This is a genomic window from Pedobacter rhizosphaerae, from assembly GCF_900111155.1.
Classification (GTDB): Bacteria; Bacteroidota; Bacteroidia; order Sphingobacteriales; family Sphingobacteriaceae; genus Pedobacter; species Pedobacter rhizosphaerae.
The window spans coordinates 1-1,214 of record NZ_FOGG01000081.1 but is presented as its reverse complement, the minus strand read 5'-3'; the positions used below and the strand labels follow the sequence as shown (position 1 = coordinate 1,214).

Sequence of the window (1,214 nt, the reverse complement as noted above, 5' to 3'; positions counted from 1 at the left end):
TGTAAGCTCCCCTGTTTTTCAGACCATTCAAAAGTATAATTTTGTCCTCAACTTTCCTGCAATAAATCGATGGGAGATTTGAAGTTCAATGCCTGGTGTGGTCGATGGTAATTATAGTCCATCATCCATTCCTCTACCTTTTCCCTCACATCATCCAACGAATGAAATATGTAGGCATTTAACAATTCTCTTCTGATGCTTCCATTGCATCTTTCTATATATGCGTTCTGTGTTGGTTCTCCAGGCTCGATAAAAAGCAGTTCTACATTGTTTTCCTTCGCCCATTCATCCAGCTTGTGTGAGATGAATTCTGGCCCATTATCCATTCTTATCATCTTTGGTAGCCCTCTATATTGTTTGAGTTCATCCAATGCCCTGGTAACCCTCAATGCTGGAAGTGAATAATCTATTTCCATAGCAAGTATCTCTCTGTTGTAATCATCGGCAATGTTCAGCAATCTAAATTTCCTCCCATTCCAAAGCGAGTCACTCATAAAATCCATAGACCACACCTCATTTACAGTTTCCGGCACAAATAATGGCTTTTTGACTCTTTCTGGTAGTCTTTTCTTTGCCCTGCGCCGAATATTAAGCCTCATCGCGGTATAAACCCGATAAACCTTTTTATGGTTCCATGTAATTCCTTTTCGACGTAACCGGTAGTAGCATTGCCAGAAGCCTATGGAAACATGCTTTTCAATTAGAAGAGAAAGTGCATTAACTATTTCGCTGTCATCGCGCCGTTTGCGTCTATAGTAATGATTGCTCCGGTTTAACCCGACACATTGACAAGCCTGACGATGGCTAATCCTTTTCACCATCTCATCCACTAAACCACGTTTTTCGTCAGGCGTTAAAGCTTTTTTTCCACCGCCTCCTTGAAAACTTCGTGCACAAGGCTGAGATTCGCATACATTTTTTTCAAACGCGCATTTTCCTCCTCTAATGCCTTGAGCTTGGATAACTCTTTCACTTCCATTCCTCCGTACCTCTGACGCCATTTATAAAAGGCTGCGGTGCTAATCCCTAACTCTCTGCAGAGATCGTGTACATTTTTGCCATTCTCATGTTCTTTGATGGCTTTTACAATCTGAGATTCCGTAAACTTGATTCTTTTCATATTACCAATTAAAATTAATAGTTTTTTCTAATAGCCTCGCTGCGCTCGGTCTAGAATTATACTTTTAACTGGTCTGAATTTTGGGAAGTGCACA

Annotated in this window: 1 protein-coding gene; it reads right to left on the bottom strand. The window is 40.6% G+C overall.

Features of this window, described 5'->3' with window-relative positions; translation table 11 throughout:
* Nucleotides 1-47: 47 nt before the first annotated feature.
* Nucleotides 48-1,120, bottom strand: a protein-coding gene (locus BMX11_RS24035; RefSeq protein WP_245738759.1) for an IS3 family transposase whose coding sequence is annotated in 2 segments (ribosomal slippage) — nucleotides 48-859 and nucleotides 859-1,120 — 1,074 coding nt in all. Because the reading frame shifts where the segments join, the coding sequence is not laid out codon by codon here.
* Nucleotides 1,121-1,214 lie beyond the last annotated feature (94 nt).